The organism is uncultured Oscillibacter sp., from assembly GCF_910584465.1.
Taxonomy (GTDB): domain Bacteria; phylum Bacillota; class Clostridia; order Oscillospirales; family Oscillospiraceae; genus Oscillibacter.
This window is the reverse complement of record NZ_CAJUBK010000046.1, coordinates 1-19,759: the sequence shown is the minus strand read 5'-3', so window position 1 is coordinate 19,759 and position 19,759 is coordinate 1. Positions and strand designations below refer to the sequence as shown.

Annotated in this window: 17 protein-coding genes, 2 pseudogenes, 1 CRISPR repeat array and 1 riboswitch; of the genes and pseudogenes, 7 read left to right on the top strand and 12 right to left on the bottom strand. The window is 60.6% G+C overall.

Features of this window, described 5'->3' with window-relative positions:
• Both QZ332_RS10345 and QZ332_RS10340 read left to right on the top strand, forming a co-directional pair.
• Positions 1 to 586 (top strand): hypothetical protein (locus QZ332_RS10345; RefSeq protein WP_367116664.1); only part of this gene is annotated, 586 nt, incomplete at its 5' end.
• Between the two features lie 2 nt (positions 587 to 588).
• Positions 589 to 819 carry a hypothetical protein gene (locus QZ332_RS10340; protein ID WP_295765014.1) on the top strand — a complete coding sequence of 77 codons (231 nt, stop codon included), beginning with the start codon at positions 589 to 591 and terminating at the stop codon, positions 817 to 819.
• A gap of 341 nt (positions 820 to 1,160) precedes the next feature.
• On the opposite strand, the gene QZ332_RS13830 is transcribed toward QZ332_RS10340, so the two are convergent.
• The 9 genes and pseudogenes from QZ332_RS13830 to QZ332_RS10300 form a co-directional block, all read right to left on the bottom strand.
• The gene (locus QZ332_RS13830) at positions 1,161 to 1,736 is read right to left on the bottom strand and encodes a tyrosine-type recombinase/integrase (RefSeq protein WP_367116663.1); all 576 of its coding nucleotides are present in this window, start codon (positions 1,734 to 1,736) and stop codon (positions 1,161 to 1,163) included.
• A gap of 86 nt (positions 1,737 to 1,822) precedes the next feature.
• A complete protein-coding gene (xerC, locus tag QZ332_RS13825; protein ID WP_367116662.1) occupies positions 1,823 to 2,581 on the bottom strand; it encodes a tyrosine recombinase XerC in 759 nt (252 codons plus the stop codon).
• A pseudogene (locus QZ332_RS10330) lies at positions 2,539 to 3,254 on the bottom strand (site-specific integrase); the annotation flags it as partial. The pseudogene QZ332_RS10330 and the gene xerC, both read right to left, overlap by 43 nt.
• Entirely contained in the window at positions 3,203 to 3,562 is a 360-nt protein-coding gene (locus QZ332_RS10325; protein WP_367116665.1) for a tetratricopeptide repeat protein, read from the bottom strand. The pseudogene QZ332_RS10330 and the gene QZ332_RS10325, both read right to left, overlap by 52 nt.
• 73 nt (positions 3,563 to 3,635) lie before the next feature.
• A complete protein-coding gene (locus tag QZ332_RS10320; protein WP_295765017.1) occupies positions 3,636 to 4,256 on the bottom strand; it encodes a DUF362 domain-containing protein in 621 nt (206 codons plus the stop codon).
• A gap of 84 nt (positions 4,257 to 4,340) precedes the next feature.
• On the bottom strand, positions 4,341 to 4,586 hold the full coding sequence (locus tag QZ332_RS10315) for a hypothetical protein (protein ID WP_295765011.1): 246 nt from the start codon (positions 4,584 to 4,586) through the stop codon (positions 4,341 to 4,343).
• Between the two features lie 425 nt (positions 4,587 to 5,011).
• The gene (locus QZ332_RS10310) at positions 5,012 to 5,707 is read right to left on the bottom strand and encodes a YoaK family protein (RefSeq protein ID WP_295765009.1); all 696 of its coding nucleotides are present in this window, start codon (positions 5,705 to 5,707) and stop codon (positions 5,012 to 5,014) included.
• A gap of 36 nt (positions 5,708 to 5,743) precedes the next feature.
• Positions 5,744 to 6,529 (bottom strand): SDR family NAD(P)-dependent oxidoreductase, encoded by a 786-nt coding sequence (locus QZ332_RS10305; RefSeq protein WP_295765007.1) that lies wholly within the window; start codon positions 6,527 to 6,529, stop codon positions 5,744 to 5,746.
• A 114-nt stretch (positions 6,530 to 6,643) separates the two neighbouring features.
• Positions 6,644 to 7,669, bottom strand: a complete 1,026-nt coding sequence (locus tag QZ332_RS10300) for a LacI family DNA-binding transcriptional regulator (RefSeq protein WP_295765004.1) — start codon at positions 7,667 to 7,669, stop codon at positions 6,644 to 6,646.
• A gap of 352 nt (positions 7,670 to 8,021) precedes the next feature.
• On the opposite strand from QZ332_RS10300, the gene QZ332_RS10295 reads away from it, so the two are divergent.
• The 5 genes from QZ332_RS10295 to QZ332_RS10275 all read left to right on the top strand — a co-directional run bounded on the left by QZ332_RS10295 (position 8,022) and on the right by QZ332_RS10275 (position 14,452).
• Positions 8,022 to 8,858, top strand: a complete 837-nt coding sequence (locus QZ332_RS10295; RefSeq protein WP_295765001.1) for an N-acyl homoserine lactonase family protein — start codon at positions 8,022 to 8,024, stop codon at positions 8,856 to 8,858.
• A 136-nt stretch (positions 8,859 to 8,994) separates the two neighbouring features.
• Positions 8,995 to 10,059 (top strand): TAXI family TRAP transporter solute-binding subunit, encoded by a 1,065-nt coding sequence (locus tag QZ332_RS10290; protein WP_295764998.1) that lies wholly within the window; start codon positions 8,995 to 8,997, stop codon positions 10,057 to 10,059.
• A gap of 211 nt (positions 10,060 to 10,270) precedes the next feature.
• Complete coding sequence (locus QZ332_RS10285; RefSeq protein WP_295764996.1) at positions 10,271 to 12,163, top strand: TRAP transporter fused permease subunit; 1,893 nt, start codon at positions 10,271 to 10,273, stop codon at positions 12,161 to 12,163.
• A gap of 37 nt (positions 12,164 to 12,200) precedes the next feature.
• Positions 12,201 to 13,346, top strand: coding sequence for a S9 family peptidase (locus tag QZ332_RS10280; protein WP_295764994.1), 1,146 nt, complete (start codon positions 12,201 to 12,203; stop codon positions 13,344 to 13,346).
• A gap of 74 nt (positions 13,347 to 13,420) precedes the next feature.
• Positions 13,421 to 14,452, top strand: a complete 1,032-nt coding sequence (locus QZ332_RS10275) for a zinc-binding dehydrogenase (RefSeq protein WP_295764992.1) — start codon at positions 13,421 to 13,423, stop codon at positions 14,450 to 14,452.
• Between the two features lie 221 nt (positions 14,453 to 14,673).
• Here the strand turns inward: QZ332_RS10275 and QZ332_RS10270 are convergent.
• The 3 genes and pseudogenes from QZ332_RS10270 to QZ332_RS10260 all read right to left on the bottom strand — a co-directional run.
• Positions 14,674 to 14,754 (bottom strand): annotated as a pseudogene (locus tag QZ332_RS10270) (CAP domain-containing protein); the annotation flags it as partial.
• 1,070 nt (positions 14,755 to 15,824) lie between these two features.
• Entirely contained in the window at positions 15,825 to 17,198 is a 1,374-nt protein-coding gene (locus QZ332_RS10265; RefSeq protein ID WP_295764990.1) for a uracil-xanthine permease family protein, read from the bottom strand.
• Positions 17,199 to 17,299: 101 nt separating this feature from the next.
• Complete coding sequence (locus QZ332_RS10260; RefSeq protein WP_295764988.1) at positions 17,300 to 18,655, bottom strand: 8-oxoguanine deaminase; 1,356 nt, start codon at positions 18,653 to 18,655, stop codon at positions 17,300 to 17,302.
• Between the two features lie 168 nt (positions 18,656 to 18,823).
• A riboswitch (purine riboswitch) is annotated at positions 18,824 to 18,919 on the bottom strand.
• Between the two features lie 595 nt (positions 18,920 to 19,514).
• A CRISPR array of direct repeats spans positions 19,515 to 19,752; the repeat unit is 31 nt; unit sequence ATTTCAACCCTCGCTCCCCGCGAGGGGAGCG.
• Positions 19,753 to 19,759: the final 7 nt, after the last annotated feature.

The window sequence follows — 19,759 nt, the reverse complement described above, 5'->3', positions numbered from 1 at the left end:
GCGGGACTTGTATCTCTCGGTTTTCTATGGTATACTAAAAAAGAAAAGTGGGGCGATCGATGTGGCGAGATTTGAACTTTTTGTTTGGGATCGGTTGGGGGAAAAAGTCTCTGTCAAGGCGCTCAGAGCGACAAGAGAAGACTTGGAGTCTACTGTTGCCGAACCCGTATGGCAAACGGACTGGACAACTGAGTATATTGCAGAAAGCGGATTTGAAATCTATGCGTTGAAGAGCAAAGAGGGTGAATTAGTGGCCTTGGGCGCTTATGAAATTGAGGAAAATGTTGTTACTGTCCATATCGTTTACATGGAGAGCCAAGCTCGGAGTAATCCGACTCTTTGTGAAGAGCCGAAATACCGGGGTATTGGACGGGCGCTGGTCGCTTACGGTATCAAGCTATCTGTGGATGCCGGTTTCAATGGAGATGTGACGCTGGACGCAAAAACGCCGGAGTTGGCGAAGCATTACGAGCAGAACTTTGGCGCGCTCTTGATTCCGGGGCGTAAGAGCGGCGCGGCTCCGCGGTACTTGATTTGTGACGAGGCTGCCATAAACATTTTCACATCTTACTTGGAGGAGGGCTGATAATGGATGATGCAAAGTGGTATTTCACACACGAGAACGATGAGGACAGACTGTGGTATCGAATCTTTTTTTCCATGTGTCGGAAATTTGGAGTGTCCTGGTCCAAGGCCAGTGAAATGCAAAAAGCCTTTATTGAGGAACTGACCCGCATCAATTTTGAGCGGGAGACGGCAAAGAAAAGTGCTGTGGCGCAGCCCATCCGTGGCTTTTTTGACACAGAAATATCCGCTTGACCCACACCCTGACCCACATGCGGAAAAAAGCGGACGGAGTCAGTGGACGGGAAAGTGCCAGAGACCATGCGCCTCCGCAACAAAAATGCCCCGAAAGTGCTGAACAGCGGCACTCCCGAGGTTTCCAATCACTTGGTAAGGATGAGGTCGGCGGTTCGAATCCGCCCAGCAGCTCCATAAAGTCCAGCTTTTTCTTTCGGAAAGGCTGGATTTTTCTTGTATTTCAGCACTTTTCCCGCTGATTTAAAATTCGAGATTCAGACTTGACCACACAAACAGCCACGGACAGAGAAAAACGGCTCACCGAGGGGATATCCCACTCGTTGAGCCGTGGATTTTTGTCATCCTGCTTTCAGACGCTCTCTTTCAGCGGCAATTTCCGTTTTCATTTCTGCTATCATCTCTGCCAGCAGTTTTTCGCACTCTTCCTCACTGTGAGCGTAGATGTTCCGGGGGTGCTTTTTGCCGTCCGGCCAGATAGGAGAGTAGCGTCCTTCCCAGAGATTCTCGTTGATTTGGGTGACGCATCCGGTCCCCGCCTTACACCGCTGGCCTTTGTGGGCCTGGAATGTACTGGGAGCAGGCTTCCGAGGCGCGGACCGACACTCTGCTTGTAGCTCAGTTTTGCCGATACCCTGGTCGATCTTCACTGCCGCTGTACGGCGCATTTCATCGGTAACGTGGGCGTAGATATTCAGCGTAGTGCTGCTGGAGACGTGGCCGGTAATAGTGGACAGGGTCTTGATATCCATCCCATGCTCAAGAGCGGCGGTAGAAAATGTGTGTCTGAGATCGTGAAATCTGATTTTCTTACATTCTGCCCGTTCCAGAACGTTCTGTAATCCTTTGCGAACTGCGGCTGGGTTTCTGGGCAAGTCCTCGCTGACCGGGGAAGAAAACATCCACCAGGAGTTCATGGTTTCTTTGTAGGCCCTGAGGACACCCAGAACAGGCACAGGGAGGATCACGCTGCGGTTACCTGCCCTGGTTTTGGGTGGGGAGGTTACCAGTTTGCCTTTGACCCGGTGAACCTCCGTTCTACCCGGAGTTCTCCAGTGCGGAGGTTGAGGTCATCCCATTGGAGGGCGCATATCTCGCCTCGCCGCAGACCGGTTGAGAGTTCCAGAAGGAGAAGCTCGAAGCAGTTATCTTCCTTGGCTTGGATCAGCAGACGCTGAATTTCCTCTGGAGCCAGCACCTGCATTTCTCTGGCTTTGGCGGAGGGGAGACGGCAGCCATTGGCGGGATTGCGGAAGAGGAGCTTTTCAGAGACGGCCTTGTCCAGTGCGGCATGGAGGGTGGTGTGGATGCCCCGAACAGTCTGGTCGGACAGTCCCTCCCCGTATAACTCTGTGCGGAGGAGTCTGCCGCCCTGCTTGAGTTTAGCGTAGAACTGCTGGATGTCGTTGGTGGTCAGCTTGTCCATTTGGATGTTTCCCAGAGCTGGGATGATGTGCTGGTAGATGCGCCGCTCATAGGACATTTGGGTGTTGGGCCGAAGATTGGATTTCTTATAGATCTGATACCAGATATCCAGCCAGTCCCCCAGGAGGATTCCAGGTTTAGGCTGTTCAAGGGCAGGAGCCTGGATGCTGTCCCTCAGTGCCTTGAGTTTTGCGATACAGTCCGACTTGGTCTTTGCCAGAACGTTTTTGGTGACGGGGAGACCTTTATCATCGTAGCCGACAACCACCCTCCCCTCCCAACGTCCGTCCTTTCTTAGACTGACGCCGCCGTCTCCCCGCTTTCTGCGTTTTGCCATGGTTTCATCTCCTCTCCAAGGTAGTCAGTTAGAAAGCTGCCGACAATATCAGCAGCACGCTTCTGCATATCGCCTGTGGTATGGGTGTAGGTATCTAAGGTAAAGGACGCTTTGGTTGTCCAAGAATCCCGGCCAGGATTTTGGCGTCCACGCCGCTGGACAGCGCATGAGTTGAGAATGTATGTCTCAGGTCATGGAAGCGGATATTTGGCAGACCCGCCTCCACCAGAAATTTCTTCAGCTGTCGATAGGCACTGTCAGGATTCATAGGGGCCTCTGGCCGAAGTGAATCGTGAAATATCCAGGGCGAGAAGGATTTCCGCTTTCGTTCTCGCAGTAGTTCCACTGTGCTGGGCGGCAGGACGATCTTCCGGGTGCCAGCATAGGTTTTGGTATCCCCGGCTACCAGCCTGCCGCCCTTTTCCCGATGGAGTGTGCGGCAGACTTTCAGGGTGCCAACACGCTCATCAAGGTCGGTCCACATGAGCCCACAGATCTCACCCCTACGCAGACCGGTAGTCAGCTCGGTGTAGAAGAAGTCATACCAGATTGTGTCTTTCCGAATTACATCCATAAAGATATTCAGCTGTTCTTCGTTCAGAATTTTTATCGGCTGACGAACTACCTTAGGCGGCTCCACCTCGTCAGCGGGATTGACAGGAATGAGCCCCTGATGTGATGGAGTAATCGGGTGACGGATAGCATGACCGAGGGTGGCTTTAGGTTATCCCAGCGGTCCAGGAAAAACTGAGCATACTCATTCCCCTGTGCGGCTGACTGTGTAAACCAGTAGTGGGCTTGTTCCTGATTCTGTATGTCCAGATACAGCTTGCCCAGGGCATATTGTGCGTACTGGTTTCCAGCCTCAGCGGACTGGGTGAGGTACTCCACTGCTTTGGTGATGTCCCTCTCCACGATCTTACCCTTGAGATACTCTTTACCCAGAGAACCGTTGGGGTTGGTGACAGTCGGCTCGTTCATCAGGAAGTCCGCCCCCACACTGTCGATGGCAACCGGGTCCTGGGAGACGAACACGCTGGAGGTATAGCCCCCGTTAAATGGGGCCTGCTGCCATCGGGAGTTCTCCCCGGTGATGGATGCCCCCTCTGAGGGGGCGCAGATCAGCGCGTCCAGCGTAAAGGACGGTTTTGCCGCCCAGATCAGCATTTGTCATCAGGTCCACCAGCGGGCTGTAAATGCCTATCTCATTCTGGGTCAGCCATTGGTGGAGGTTAGCTCCCTCCGGGGGACGCATCATGTATCCATTGATAAAAGACCCAAAGTGATTTTTGCCGCAGAGAGTGATCCCATAGCTGTGCCCCTTCAGACTGGCGAAGTTGATAATGCATTTCGCCTCCGTGACGCAGGTAGGCAGATAGTTCACCTTGCCGCTGAATTGGTGCGACCAGAGGATTGGGGCGCTCTCATCCGCCGCACCGTTGTTGCGTCCTACGAAATTCACGCCCCGGAGATTGCCGCTGGTACACAGCTCCACCATATAGTCCGGGAACAGCCGAGACACGTCATAGACCGTGATGTCGGACGGGGCCACCCCCGCATCTTCCACCAAAGAGGTCAACAGAACTTTCAGCAGGACCGGGTTGGTGTAGCTCATCCGTGTCTCGCCGGAGGTGTCATCGTCCATGACCCCGGAACTGTTGATGTTGGCTTTGATGGCAATTTTCTCTCCGGCAGTATATCCGCTGCCGCTGTTGTGGGCCTGAAACGGCGCGATCCAGCCATCTTTGGCGTTCTCTTGTCAGCCCAGAGCGGCGATGCTGGCGTCTACCATGCGTTGAATGACCGCTTCATCAAAGTTGTCCAACTGCCACCAATAGCCCTCGCCGTTCCAATTTACGGAATCCGGGTCATGTGCCCAAACGACCCGCCCTGGCATAGTGCCGATCCCTGTGCCATAGGGTTCGTGCTGGGGGTATACTCCATCATAAGCCTGCCGCGATGCTTGCCCCACCCACGGGTGGGAAAAACGCGCTTTCATGGTCATCCTGCTCCGACATAATTTATCCATTTCTGTCTCTATGCGGCCAGACCGCACAAGCAGATTTTATCGAAAATACAGGTGCCGCTGACTGCAACATGGCTATAGGCAAATTTATTGCTTTTCGCTACCGCTCAGAGGGAAATGCCAAACATTATGATGGTATATGTGGACTTCTTGCCTCATCTGGCCTAAAATGCCGATACAGCCCGGCTTTCCGGGCTGTATCGGCATTTTAGGGACTTCTAAAGAGATCGTTCAAGCTTGCCTATAATTTCCAATCAAAACATGGAAATTATAAAGGTTTTGCTGCGCTTCCCGGCGACATTAAAGGAGGCTTTCGCATAAGGATGAACCGCGGAAAGGATATTAGCGTTCATAGCCGCCCTTTGGCCGGCTATGAAAACCATCGGTCTGGATCCGCGCACAGTCTATAGTTTGCGGGCTTCTCCGTCCTCCCCCAGTGCGCTTTTTGGGCAGGACATCATGCAGAACGCCGCCGCAAGAAAAGCGGAACAGACCCAAACGGCCCGGCGGCCGAGGTACAGCACAGCGAAATACCCGACGGTGACCCCGCAGATGAAAAACAGATCGATCGCAAAGTACATCAGGCTCTTCATCAGCCATCCCCTGTCGCGGGTCTCGAAGTAGTGGTTCAGATCCTCCGTCGCGCTCCGCAGATTCCCCGTACACATGGTGGATGCAAAAACGTTCCCATGGAATTTCCGAAAGCTCTCGACCTGGAGAGCACATACGAAGGAGACCGTCCCTGTGACGGATAGATCCGGCGCTTCGGCGGGGATGAGGCCGACTATGGCCAGCAGCGCGGTCTCCGCCAGGACGACGATCTGCCGCCAGTGGAAAGACCTGGAGGGATACCGCCGGCAGCAGGCCCGGATCTGCATGGAAAGGGATACACCGGCGATGAAGGAGACGATCGGCAACAGATAGCGCAGGACCGCGTGCAGGTCTCCGCCTGCGGCGGCGAGACCCAGGCGGGCGATGTTTCCCGTCTGCGCGTTGGCGAACACGCCTCCCCTGGTCAAAAAAGTATACGCCTCAAGGAAGCCGCCGACGACCGTCAAAAGAGCGGTGAGGCGGTATTTTTCTGACATCTGGATATCCAAGCTGCTCCCCCTTATCCGTCGGGAAACGTTTTGCGCCTACTGCCGCGCCGCGATGCCGCCGTCCAGGAGGAACACCTGCCCCGTGATGAACTGGGAGGCGTCGGAGGCCAGCAGCAGCAAAAGGCCCATGAGGTCCCGGAACTCCCCGATCCGCCCCACGGGGATGCGGCTGGTCAGGGATCTGTAGAAAGTGGGATCCTCCAGCTGGCGAGCGTTGATGGCGGTCTTGATGAACGTGGGGGCGATAGCGTTGGCCGTGATCCCGTCCGCCGCCAGCTCGCAGGCGAGCTGACGGGTGAGGGCGTTGACCGCGCCCTTTGCCGCGCAGTAGGCCGTGTAGCCCGCGTCGGACACGCCGAGCACGCTTTTCATGGAGGAGATGTTGATGATCTTCCCGTATTTTTGCCTGCGCATGACCCGGGCGGTCTCGCGGGTGACGATGAAGCAGGCCCGGAGATCCAGGTCCAGGATCTCGTCCCAGGTGGCGTCGTCCATATCCTCCAGCAGCTTGGGGCGGTTCATCCCCGCGGCGTTGATGAGGATGTCGATGCGGCCCATGGCCTCCTCCGCCGCGCGGACCATGTCCACGACGCGGGCCGTGTCCGTCACGTCGCAGGCGTGGAGGTGGCAGCGGCAGCCGTGCCGCGCCGCCAGCTCCTCCAGGTCCTCGGTCCCGCCGGTGTTCCGGCTGGCCAGCGTCACGTGGCAGCCGTTCTGGATCAGGCCCTCGGCCATCGCCCGGCCCAGCCCCTTCGTGCCGCCGGTGATGAGCGCCGTCCTGCCTCTGACGTCGAATACATGCGTGGCTTGATAGTTTTCCATGGTCGTGCCGTCCTTTCCTGTAAGCTTGATGAGCCTGTGCGGGGAGGGAATACGTATTCAAAAACCACCAGGAACATCTCTCCCTTCCGTGGGGAAAGGAGAGGCGGCTCCGGGTCACTTGGGGGCCCCGGTGAGCTGGGTGGACCTGCGCTCCACCAGCTTGAAATTGAGCTGCAAGATATCGGGGGTGAAGTCGTTGTTCTGGATCTTGTCGATCAGCAGGCGCACGCCCCGCTCGGCCAGCTCCTCCGTGGGGTTTTGGAGGGAGGTCAATTGGTAGGCGGGCCAGTTGCTCATGAAGATGTTGTCGAAGCCCATGACGCCGATATCCTCGGGGATCCGGATGCCCATGGACCGCGCGGTGTCGATGACCCCCATGGCGATCAGGTCGTTGGCGCACAGGACGCCGCAGGGGAGCTTCACGTCCCGCTCCAGCAGGAGCGGGAGGGCCCGGCAGCCGGACTCGTAGGTATAATCGCCCTGGAGGACCACGGGGTCGTTGTAGCCCAGCTCCGCCAGCCTGCTCAAAAAGCCCAGCTGCCGCTCCATATTGGAGGAGGCGTTCAGCTCTCCGGTGATATAGGCGAAGGAGCGATAGCCCTTTTCCATCAGGTGCTCCACCGCCAGGGCGGCCCCGGCGTGGTTGGCGGGGGAGACCACGTTGGCCTGGGCGTTGGTGGAGTAGCGCAGCATCTGCAATACGGGTATCCCCATGCTGCGGCAGACCCTGGTGATCTCGGAGGAGAGGTTGGCGTAGAGCAGGATGATCCCCTCCACCCGGTACTGCAGGACCCTGGAGAGGATGTCGTCGATGGACTGACCGTGGCCGACCTCGTAATAGATGACCTGGTACTCGGTCTTCTGGAGGCGCTCCACCATGAAGGTGAGCAGCTCCGAGAACATGGAGTTGTCGGTGGCGCTCTTCACGATGCCGATGAACTTGGTCTGATTGGAGACCAGGCTCCTGGCGATGGCGTTTGGACGGTACCCCAATTCGTCGGCCGCCCGGATCACAGCCTCGCGGGTCTTGGGGGACAGCTTGCCGCTGCAGGAGAAGGCGCGGGAGACCGTGGACTGGGAGACGCCGGCGCGCTTGGCGACATCTATGGATGTGACCGTCTTATGGGCGTTGTTTGACATTCGTCCACCTCATATCCGAATACGCGAATATAAATACGTATTCAAAATTAGTTCCTGCGACTACTATATCACAGGAGACCTTCGATGTCAATACGCATAATATGCAGAGACCTTATCGAATTTTACTAAGTTTCCGATATGAGCGCGGTGCAATATTGCTGATTTTATGAAGAGGGAACAAAAACTGATTGACAAAAACGCTGTAAATGGAGTATGGTATAGATACGGGAAGGGAATACGTATTCAATAATCAAGAGGCAACAGAGTAGGAGGGATCGCCGGGAAAGAACGGGGACATAGTGAATATATAGGGGAGGTTTCCCCTAAATCTACAACGTAAGGAAGGTCTGCCATGAATAAGAATGCCAATTATGGCGCGGGCAAGTGGAAGGCGACGGTGCTTTCCTGCGGGACCCATATGAACTACAAGGGGGCCCTGTCCTCCGGCTACGACCAGGAGCTGTTCATCAAGCTGCCGTACCTGGCCTACCTGCTGCAGGACGGGGAGATGAACATCCTGATCGACAACGGGATCAACGAGCGCTACGTCGTGGACGGCAAGGCGTGGGGCGGCATCCCCGCCTGGGCCAGCAGCAAGGACCTGCTGGACTCCCTGGCGAAGCACGGCCTGGGCCCCGGCGACATCGACCTGGTCCTCTACACCCACCTGCACAACGACCACGCGGGCAACGCGAACCTGTTCCCCACCACCAGGTCCATCGCGCAGAAGGACGAGTGGGAGAACCTGCTGGCCCCCACCTACGCGGAGCTGCAGCGCAGGGACTTCGACCTGGACGTGGTCCCCTACCTCAAGGACAACCCCAACTTCATCAAGATCGACGGCGACCTGGAGATCATGGAGGGCATCCGTCTGGTCAAGACGCCGGGCCACACCCGGGGCAGCCAGTCCATCGTGGTGAACACCACCCAGGGCCTTCGCATCTTCGTCGGGGACCTCTTCCACATGCCCTGCTGCTGCTTCCCGTGGATGACGGAGATGCCGGACTGCGACGGCGTGATGCACAAGATCACCCCCGCCGCGGACAATGCCCCGTCCCTGCGCTCCAGCCTGGTCTACGACTGCTACAGCTACTATGAGAGCGTGGACAAGATCAAGGCCCTGCTGCCCGCCATGGATCCCGCCTATGTGGTCTGCGGCCACGACCCGGCGCTGTTCCCCCGCAGCTGAACACGCAGTACACAGGACGCCCCGTCCTGCTTGTATGGACCCCGGAGGAGACGGATCCGGGACGCGGCGGGCCCGCTCGCAGACGGATAGAGAAGGCTCAAACGGGAAAAACAAAACAAGAAAAGGAGAAGGACCTATGAAAAAGCTTCTTGCATTGCTGCTGGCGCTGCTGCTGACCGCCTCTCTCGCCGCCTGCGGCGGGAACGGCGGCAAGACTCAGGAGGATCCCCCCGCGGCCCCTGCGGGACCCGCGGAGCCCTCCGGCGGCGGATCCGCCGATAAGGGCGGCGAGCTGAACATCGACGTCAAGGACATCATCTTCCAGTCCGGCTCCACCGGAGGCAACTGGGCCATCGTCCAGCCCGCCATGGTCACCGCGATCGAGAACGCCCTGCCCGGCGTCACCGTCACCGGGATCACGGGCTCCGGCGCGGCCAACCTGCGCGCCATCCAGGCCGGGGAGTGCGACATGGCCTTCACCCAGGGCCATGCCTATGAGGACGCGCTGCACGGCGTGAACGATTTCGAGGCCGACGGCGCCATGGACAACGTGGCGGTCATCTGCTCCACCAACGTTTCCTATATGTACTTCGTGGCCGCCGCCCGGGCCGGGATCAAGAGCATCGAGGACATCGCCAACAGCAATCTGAACTGCAACACCGCCGGGGGCGGCGTGGAGATCTTCACCCGCCGCGTCCTGGAATCCTACGGCATCACCTACGACGATATCCAGGCCAACGGCCACACGCTGAACTACCAGGGCCTCAGCGACGTCATCGAGCTGATGCAGGACGGCCACGTGGACGTCTCCGTGGTCTCCGGCATGCTGGACAACCCCACCACCCATCAGATGGAGAGCTCCTTCGATATCGACGTTTTGTCCTTCGAGGGGGAGGCGGCTCAGAAGTTCGTCAAGGACTACCCCTCCTTTTCCCTGGCCACCATGCCTGCGGGCATCTACAAGGGGCAGGACGAGGAGAAGGCCGTCATGGCCTGGACCGGGCTGATGTGCTGCCGCAGGGACCTTTCCGACGACGTGGTCTACGCCATCACCAAGGCCCTGCACGAGAACGCCGACGATTTCGCCGCCGTCGTTCCCGAGAACGCCTGGATCGGCACTCCGGACTGCCTCACCGGCTTCGAGCACTCCAACCTGCATCCCGGCGCCCTGCGCTACTATCAGGAGATCGGCCTGCTGTAAGGCGGGCGCGGCAGCGGGCCGCAAAAACGCTTCATGCCCCGGGGGCCGTCAGGCCGGCTGGTCCTGACGGCCCCCCCTTTCCTCCCCTGTCCCGCGCGGGGCGGGACGCGCCGGAAGGGCCGGCCCCGGTCCCCAAGACGGGCTCTGACGCTATCTTGGATCGCCTCTGCCCGGAGAGGGCGGGCGGCGACACGCTGAGAGAGGACGATTTATGGAACGAGTTCTAAGCTGCAGGAAGAAGGCCGCCGTGGCGATCGCCTTCGTCCTGGGCGTCTATCAGATATACACCGCCGTGTTCGGCATCCCGACGGTATACCTGCACCGGACGATCCACCTGGGCGCCATGCTGGTCTTGTGCTTCCTGCTGATAAAGCCGTCTGAAAAGCACCGCGGCTTCGCTGTTTTCCAGCTGGTCCTGTATACGCTCTGTGCCGCCGCTTCCGCCGCGTTCATGCTGTACGGGATGGCGAACTACCACGATATCCAGCTGCGGGGCGGCACGCCCGCGGCCTGGGACAAGATCTTCTGCGTCGTGCTGATATTCCTGGTGTTCCTGGCCACGTACAAGCGGGCCGGGCCGGCGATCACGGTGATCGCCGCCGTGTTCATGGCGTACCTGCTGTGGGGGCACCTGCTCACCGGCTCCCTGCGCCACGCGCCCATCGGGGCCCGGATGATCTACAACGAGTTCTACAACTCCACCGGGGGCATCCTGGGCTCCTGCGTCGGCATCGCGTCCACCTATATCATCATCTTCATCATCTTCGGCGCGTTCTTGAACGAGTTCGGCGCGGGCGACTATTTCAACCGCCTGGCCAACGCGCTGACCCGGAACTCCTGCGGCGGGCCCGCCAAGGCGGCGGTGATCGCCTCCGCGCTCCTGGGCCTGATCAACGGCAGCGCCGTGGCGAACGTGGCGACCACCGGGGCCGTGACCATCCCGCTGATGAAGCGCAACGGATACCCTGCGGAGTTCGCCGCCGCCACGGAGACCGCCGCGTCCATGGGCGGCCAGATCCTGCCTCCGGTCATGGGATCCTCCGTGTTTTTGATGGCCACCTTCGTGAACATGACGTACAACCAGATCTGCCTGTACGCCATCGCCCCGGCCATCCTCTATTTCGTGAGCATCTTCATCGCGGTCCACTTCAAGGCCAAGAAGCTCCATCTGGAGGCGGGGGCGGGCGTCGACGAGGACGACACCGACAGCCTGGGGAAGATCTTCCTGAGCGGCATCCACTTCGTCGTCGCCATCGCCGTGCTGGTGGCCACCATGGCCTACGGCTGGACGCCGCAGCGCTGCGGCATGCTGGCGATCTTATCCATCATCGTGGGGAGCCTCTTCCGCAAGGAGACCCGCGTGAGCCCCAGGCGCATGTGCGCGGCGCTGGTGGACGGCGTGCTGAGCTCGGTCACCCTGTCGGTCTCCTGCGCCATCAGCGGGGTCATCGTCGGCGTCGTGGGGCTGAGCTCCCTGGGCATCAAGATGTCCACCTTCGTCATCAAGACCGCCGGGGGCAGGGCCTGGATCGCCCTGGCGATCACCGCGCTGGCGTCCATCATCCTGGGCATGGGCGTTTTGAGCGCCGCCGCGTATATCATCCTGGCGTCCCTCATGGGCCCTGTGATCAGCTCTCTGGGGATCGACTTGCTGGCGGGGCACCTGTTCATCTACTACTTCGGCCTGCTGGCGGCCGTCACCCCGCCGGTGGCCCTGGGCGCGCTGACGGCCGCGTCCATCGCCAAGTGCAGCTTCAGCAAGACCTGCGCCCTGGGCTGCCGCCTGTGCATCGCGGCGTTCATCATCCCCTGGGTGTTCGTGTTCGACACCCGCGTGCTGTTCCTGGGCGCGCCCTTCCTCAGCTGCATCATCCCGGTGCTGACCTGCTTCTGCGGGATCTATATTTTGAACGTGGGCCTCTCCGGATACATGCTGACGGACGTCAGCATCGTCTTCCGGGCGCTGGCCTGCGCGGCCGGGCTGCTGCTGGTCAACACCAGCTATGTGACGGACGCCGCCGCCCTGGCCATCATCGCCGCGATCGCGGCGCAGCAGGTCTTCCAGGTCCGCAGGGAGAGACGGACGCCTCCCGCCCTGGGCTGAATGGCGGGCCATACCTTGAGATTTAGGAGGAGCGAGCATGTTCCGATATTTTCCAGACCACTATGCCCTGTCCTTCAAGGTCCTCCGGGCGATCGGGGGCATCTGTACGGGCCAGGCGGAGTTCGGCGAGATCCAGCAGGCCTGTGAGCGGATCGACCCGGACGACCCGGACTCCTGGACCGACGCCTGGGAGGCCATGGGCGACCGGCTGTACGGCATGGCCAAGGCCGCCGAGGCCGGGAGGCACTTCGTGACCGCCTCCGGCGAGTACTGCCGGGCCACGGAGTATTACCACAACGCCCAGTTCTTCCTGGACGGAGACGACCCCAGGAGATCTGGCATCTACGGGAAGTACCGGGAGTGTTTCCTGAAGGGGACGGAGCGCCACGATTCCCGGCCCGTAGAAGTCCATATCCCCTATGAGGACACGTTCCTCTACGCCTATTTCCTGCCCGCGAAGGACCCGGACCCCAGCGGGAGGACCCCGGCCATGGTGTGGTTCGGCGGGCTGGACTCCACGGCGGAGGAGGCGTACTTCGCCGTCTGCATGGACTACTCCAGGCGCGGCTTCCACTGTTTGATCGTGGACGGCCCGGGACAGGGCGCGTCCCTCCGCCTGAACGGCGTCCGCTCCCGCCACGATTATGAGACCGCGGGTACGGCGGCCTTCGACTACCTGGAGACCCGGGACGACGTGGACCTGAGCCGGGTGGCCGTGGTGGCCTGGAGCCTGGGGGGCTACTACGCGCCCCGCATCGTCTCCTTCGAGCACCGCTACGCCGCCTGCATCACCTACGGCGCCGAGTACGATTACGGCAGGACCTGGGAAAAGAGGATCGCCGCGGGCACGCACGCCCTGTCCCCCTACGCCAAGTGGATCAACGGGGTGGACAGCATGGAGGAGGCTTTGGAGAAGTTCAGGAGGTTCACCTTGGAGGGCGTCCTCCAGAACGTCACCTGCGACGTGCTGATCACCTTCGGCGAGGACGATCCTCAGCAGACGCTGGAGGGCGCGGAGCGCATCTGCAAGGAGATGGTCAATGCCCGCAGCGTCAGCTTCAAGCTCTTCACCAAGGAGGAGGGAGCCTGCTGCCACGTCTGCGCGGACAACCTGACCCTGGGCAATTCCTATACCGCGGACTGGCTGATGGACCTTTTCGGGATGACCCCGGCGGGGGAGTGAACCCGGGACGGTCCTCAGAGAGGGGGCCGCGATGGATACGGGATACCGATCACAGCGTTGGGAGTAAAGGGATTATGAAGAAACTGGTTTTGACAGACTTCCATAAAGTGGAGGTCGTAGAAGCGCCGATCCCGGTCCCCGGCAGGGGCCAGGCGGTGGTCCGCGTCAAGTACGCGGGCATCTGCGGCTCGGACCTGCACGTCTTTTCCGGGCTGCACCCCACGGCGAAGCCGCCCCTGGTCATGGGCCACGAGGCCTGCGGTGAGCTGTACGCCATCGATTCCGGCCGCACCGACGTCAAGGTGGGGGACAAGGTGTGCGTACATACGGTGGAGCCCTGCTACGCCTGCGAGGGGTGCTGCGCGGGACGGGAAAACTTGTGTACTTCCGTGAAGATCATGGGCACGAGCCTGGACGGCGTGTTCACCCAGTACATGCTGGTCAACGCGGACCGGGTCATCCGGTTCGGCGGCGGCGTGGACGATAAGGTCGCCGCCCTGGTGGAGCCGCTGACGGTGGGGGTGCACGACCTCCGCCGTTCCGGGTTCCGGGCGGGAGAGGACGTGTTCATCAGCGGCGCTGGCCCCATCGGCCTCATCATCGGCATCATGGCCCGGTTCTCCGGGGCCGCCCATGTGGTCCTGTCCGAGATCGACCGGACCCGCATGGAGATCGCCAGGGGGATGGGCTTCACGGTCGTGGACCCCGGAGGGGCGGACTTCGAAGCGGTCTGCGCCGAAAACTGCGGGGGGATGGGCTTCGACAGGGTGTTCGAGATCACCTCGGTCCAGTCCAGCTTCGACACCTGCGTCAGCCGGCTCAAGCGCGGCGGCGCCCTGGTCCAGGTGGGCATGCCCCCGGCGGGGAAGATCTTCGACCTGGACATCAACAAGATCATCTACAGCGAGTGCGACCTGCTGGGCGTCCGCCACCACACCATGTCGGACATGCAGGCCGCCGTCAAGATCATCGACTCCGGCGTCCTGGACGCGCAGCTGAGGCCCCTGGTCTCCGCGATCTACCCCCTGGATAAGAGCATGGAGGCGTTCGAGCGGGCGCGGACCGACAAGTCCGTGCTGCGGGTGCTGATCGACCTCACCGCCTGAGACCCCGGAGCGGGACGGGCACCGCCGGATAGGACAAAAAGCACTGAGATATTCAGTGCTTTTTGTCCTTCCTGCAGGACCCAGGCGGGCTTTTGAGCCGCAGGAGTTGAAGGGCCCCGTCATCAAGGGAGAGACCACGCACGTGCAGACCATGTGCCGCACCTCTCGGGGCAGCTGCCAGATGCTGAGGCTTTCTGGTATCGCTGTCTCTTGCGCTGGGTCTGGGCGGCATTCATCAGGGCCTCACTGATCGGCAGTTCCGGCACCCTGTTGGCTTTTCGGGTCTGGTTGATGAGGACGATCTGACCGGCCCGGCGAATACTTTCCTCACTGGCATGGGCATACATTCGGAGCATGACCGCCGTGCCAGAATGGCCCAGGTGTTCACTGACGGGGACCACGTCTGCCCCGTTGATGATTGTTAGTGGAAAAAGCATGATCCTGTAAAATAGAGCGATCGCGGCAGAAGACCCTGCCGCGATCGCTACAGCGCACATGGCTATTTTTTCTAATCGATTTTTCAATCCACATTATATCCCCTTTCGCATTAGGGCTAATGACAATTTTATTATACCACATATTTTCCTAGTTATCAATTTCCTTGTTAGTAAAAAAATAATTCACACATCTGCCAAATGAAAGTTCATTGAATAGAATAAATAACAATTGACAATCATCGCTGTAAGTGATATGCTACATCTATACTTTGAGATAGGAGGTGAGCCATATGGCCATTTTGCCGTATTCAAGGGGACCACCTGTTATAGAGCAATATCCTGCTCCCCGTACCCCATGATTTGAGGCCCTTATTTGAAACAGCAAACTTTTTTATGACATAGGAAAATTCTTTTTGCAGGCCGGATATGTAACGAAATGACAAAAAGGAACGGATATTGTCATACCTCAATAAAAAGCCGACCGACCAAGGACGGTCGGCCACTCAAAATCCGAAGAGGGGACAGGAGGCATGTCCCTGTCCCCTCTTCGGGCCCATACGTCGAGATTTCCGCCATAGGCAGGCGGCGATCGCCTCAAAGGACATCCACCGTTTCCGCGGTCTGTACAGACCGTCCGCAGCGGGCCCACCACCTCCCTTGCACGGGGAGCCCTGCCCGCGGGGGAGCGCCTTGCGAGATGGCCAGGCCCCCTGCCGGGCAGACCGTATCGAGCGCCCCATACGCCCCGGGAGGAGGTCCGATCCCTTATACAGCGTACCGCCCCCAGGGCCCTCACGACCACGGATGAGGACGGCGAGGCCCGTTCACCTGCGTGCGTCTGATGGATGCCGGGGCGCTGTAAGAACAGCCGGGCGGCCGCGTGGCCGCCCGGCTGCGGTCGGGAAGGGCCCGTCCCGCTGAGGGGCGTGACGCCGTCAGCCCATCATCGCTTCTTTTGCCTTCTCGATATCCGCTTCGTCCGTCATCGGGAACAGGACGTTGGCGATGATCGCCATGATGCAGGTGGCCGTGACCGCATCGTTGAAGATGAACCGGATGAAGCCGGGGAGCTGGGCCACGGCCTCCGGGTGGGCCGGCACGCCGATGCCGAAGACGAAGGTCAGTCCCATGACGAGGATGTTCCGCTCGCTGAACCCCGCCTTGGCGATCATCTTGATGCCGTTGATCAAGATCATGCCGAACACCGTGATGATCGCCCCGCCCAGGACGGCGTTGGGGATGGCGGAGAAGATGGCCCCCAGCTTGGGGAAGAAGCCGGAGATCATGAGGATGAAGGCCCCGGTGGCGATGCACCAGCGGTTCACCACCCGGGTCATGGCCACGATGCCCGCGTTCTGCCCGAAGGCGGTGTTGGGCAGGGCGTTGAAGACCGCGGCAGTGGTGGAGCCCAGGGCGTCCGCCAGGATGGCGCCGGAGGTCTCCCGTTCCGTGGCCTCCCGGTCGAAGCCCGCCATGGTGATGCCGGAGGTGTTGCCGATGGTCTCCAGTCCGGAGGTGACGAACAGGGCGGCGAAGCTCATGATGGCGGCAGGCTGGAAGGCCAGCTTGAACTGCATGGGCAGGGGCAGGCCGAACCACGCCGCGTCCGCGATGGGGGTGGTGTCGACCATGCCCAGGAGCGCGGCCGCGATGTAGCCCGCCACCAGACCGATCAGGATGGCGGCGTTTTTGGCTAGGCCCTTCCCGAACCGCTGGAGCAGGATGACGATGACCAGCACGAAGGAAGCCACGGCCAGGTTTTTCAGGGAGCCGTAGTCCGCCGCCCCGGCCCCTCCGGCGAAATAGTCCACGCCGATGCCCAGCAGGTTCACGCCGATGGTCACCAGGGTGCAGCCCACCACCAAGGGCGGGAAGAAGCGGCGGATGTATTTATAGAAGAAGCCCATGAAGACCTCCACCAGACTGCCCGCCAGGCACCCGCCCAGCACGGCCCCGATGCCGCCCGCCGCGCCCACGGCAGAGGCGGTGGGCACGAAGGTGAAGGAGGTGCCCATGACGATGGGGAGCCGGGCCCCGATCTGGTACTTGCTCCCCAGGCGCAGGGGATAGAGCTGGATGAAGGTGGTGAGGCCGGAGACGAACATGGCGCACTGGACCATCGTCACCGTGTCCGCGCCGGAGAGGCCGCAGACGGAGGCGATGATGAGGATGGGGGCCAGGTTCGACGTGAACATGGCCAGCACATGCTGGAGGCCCAGAGGGACCGCCGTGGGGAGGCTGGGGCGGCCGTCCAGCTCATAGACCATCTTCCGGTCTTGTTCGCGTTTCGTGTTCTTCGCAGCGTTCATATCGTTTTCCTCCCAAAACTCCCCGCGTGACATGCCCCGGGGAGTGGATCTTTATATCGCGGCAGGCAGCCGGTGCCGCCGCTCTCCGCGTCCCGCGGGGATCAGCGGTCCAGATAGGCGGTGAGGGCGGCGCGGGCCTCCCGGACCGCCTTCCCCTCGTCCACGCCGGTGAGACGGCCGTCTTTGACCACGACCCTGCCGTTCACCACCGTGGCGTCCACAGGGCCCTTGAAGCCCACGGTGCCCAGCATGGACTTGACGTCCAGGTCCGCCCCCACCAGCTCCAGCCGGTCCCGGCGGATCAGGAACAGGTCCCCGGCCTTGCCGGGCTCCAGGGAACCGATGTCCTCCCGGCCCAGGACCCGGGCGCTGCCCCGGGTGGCGATCTTCAAAAGATCGTACCCGCTGGGGGCCCGCGCGCTGGAGGTGAGCCGGTGGAGCAGGTAGGCCACCCGCAGTTCCTCCAGGAGGCTGGAGCCGTCGTTGCTGGCGCTGCCGTCCACGGCAAGGCCCACGGGGACCCCCAGCTCCAGCATATCGGGGATCCGGCACACGCCGGAGGAGAGCTTCATGTTGGAGATGGGGCAGTGGGCCACGCCGGTGCCCGTGTCCGCCAGGAGCTTCAGCTCCCCGTCGTTGAAGTGGATGCCGTGGGCGTACCACACGTCGCGGCCGATCCAGCCCAGGTCCTCCATGCAGGCCAGGGGGCGCTTCCCATATTTCTCCAGGACATAGCGCTCCTCGTCCTTCGTCTCGCACAGATGCGTGTGGAGCCGGACCCCCAGGTCCCGGGCCAGCAGGGCGGACTGCCGCAGCAGCTCCGCCGAGACGCTGAAGGGCGAACAGGGGGCCAGGGCCACCATCCGCATGGAGAGGGGGCGGGGGTCGTGGAACTTCTCCACCGCCGCCTGGCAGTCCCGGAGGATCTCGTCTACGGTCTGGACCACGCTGTCCGGGGGGAGGCCGCCGTCCTTCCGGCTCAGGTCCATGCTCCCGCGGGAGGCGTACATCCGCACGCCCAGGGCTTCCGCCGCGGCGAACTGGGCGTCCAGCAGGGCGGCGGAGCTGCCGCCGGGGAAGACGTAGTGGTGGTCGAAGACGGTGGTGCAGCCGGTCTTCAGCAGTTCCCCCATGCCTGTGATGGAGCTGTGGTAGACGGCGCCGCCGTCCAAGTTTTTCCAGATCTCGTACAGCGTCCTCAGCCAGTCGAACAGTTCCATGTTCTGCACCTGGGGCAGGTTCCGGCTGAAGGTCTGGTAGAGGTGGTGGTGCGTGTTGATCAGCCCCGGATAGACCAAGCAGCCGGAGGCGTCCAGGGTCTCGTCCGCCGTCTGGGGCTCCGGCCCCATGTAAACGACGGCACCGTCCCGGATCAGGATGCCGGCGTTTTCCAGCACCGTGTCCCGATCGTCGCAGGTGATGACAGCGGAAGCGTTTTTGATGAAAAGACTGCTCATGCGTTACCTCCTGATCACGCGTTTTTGCGTGAGGCCATACAGGCAGGATAAGCGCATGAGCAGCCGCCATGTGCGCACAAAGCGTCCGCTGATATCGGAGGACCGCGGTCTCCCTTCGCCGGCAGGGGGGAAACGAAAACTGCCGAAACAAAAAGACCACAAGTTTCAGGGCGAGGCCCAAAAACTTGTAGTCAACTGTTACGGCAGTTGGTAGAAACGTTCATCCGATCATGAACTTATACAAGCCAATATGTATGTCTTGAAGATACACGGAAAGGCCGACCTTGTCAAGCGCTCAGCTAAAAAATCCACAGATCATCCTATTTTTGACGAAGAAATTATGGAAGATCCACAATGGATCCGGCATCGCCGCCCCGCCCGCGCAGGCCTCAGGGGGCGCCGGCGGCGGAAGGGGCTCGGGTGCTGTGAGGGGGCTTCGATCCTCCGCAGGAAGGGGCTCCGAAGGACGGGACAGACGGACGGGAGAGCGCTTGAGGTCCGGAGGCCCCGCAGTGGGAGGCACACGATCTTCTTAAAAAGGGGGCTGGAGGAGACGACGGTCCTGCCCGGCCTTTTGGGAGACCTTGTGAGGAGCTCCGGGGCAGGGGATCGTGTTTTGACGAAGGGGCCGCACGGGCGAAAGGAGAATGCTTTGGTGGGCATCAGCCTGCTTCGGCAGGACCGGCGGCGCTGGTGATGAACTGTTGGGGACATTTCTTTGCCACTGAAAGAGAAGGGGGTTTGCTGATTTTCGATGGTGATTTTACGATTGCTTTTGCGATTGGCCATAAGTAGACGGTTAAAGCTTTGTCATCGTGCGTTGGTGTACGGCTGAAGATCGAAAAAGAGTCTTGATGATTTCAATCCGGTCGTTTCCTGCGAGGGGGGCGACGGTCGACCAGGGTACAGCTACTGGCGAGGCTATCATATTTCAACCCTCGCTCCCCGCGAGGGGAGCGACGAAAGAGCAGTACACCGGGTTCCTGGTGCAGCTTTTATTTCAACCCTCGCTCCCCGCGAGGGGAGCGACGGAGGAGGCGCAGCGTCGAGCGGCCTCTCTGAGATTTCAACCCTCGCTCCCCGCGAGGGGAGCGCCGACCGCTA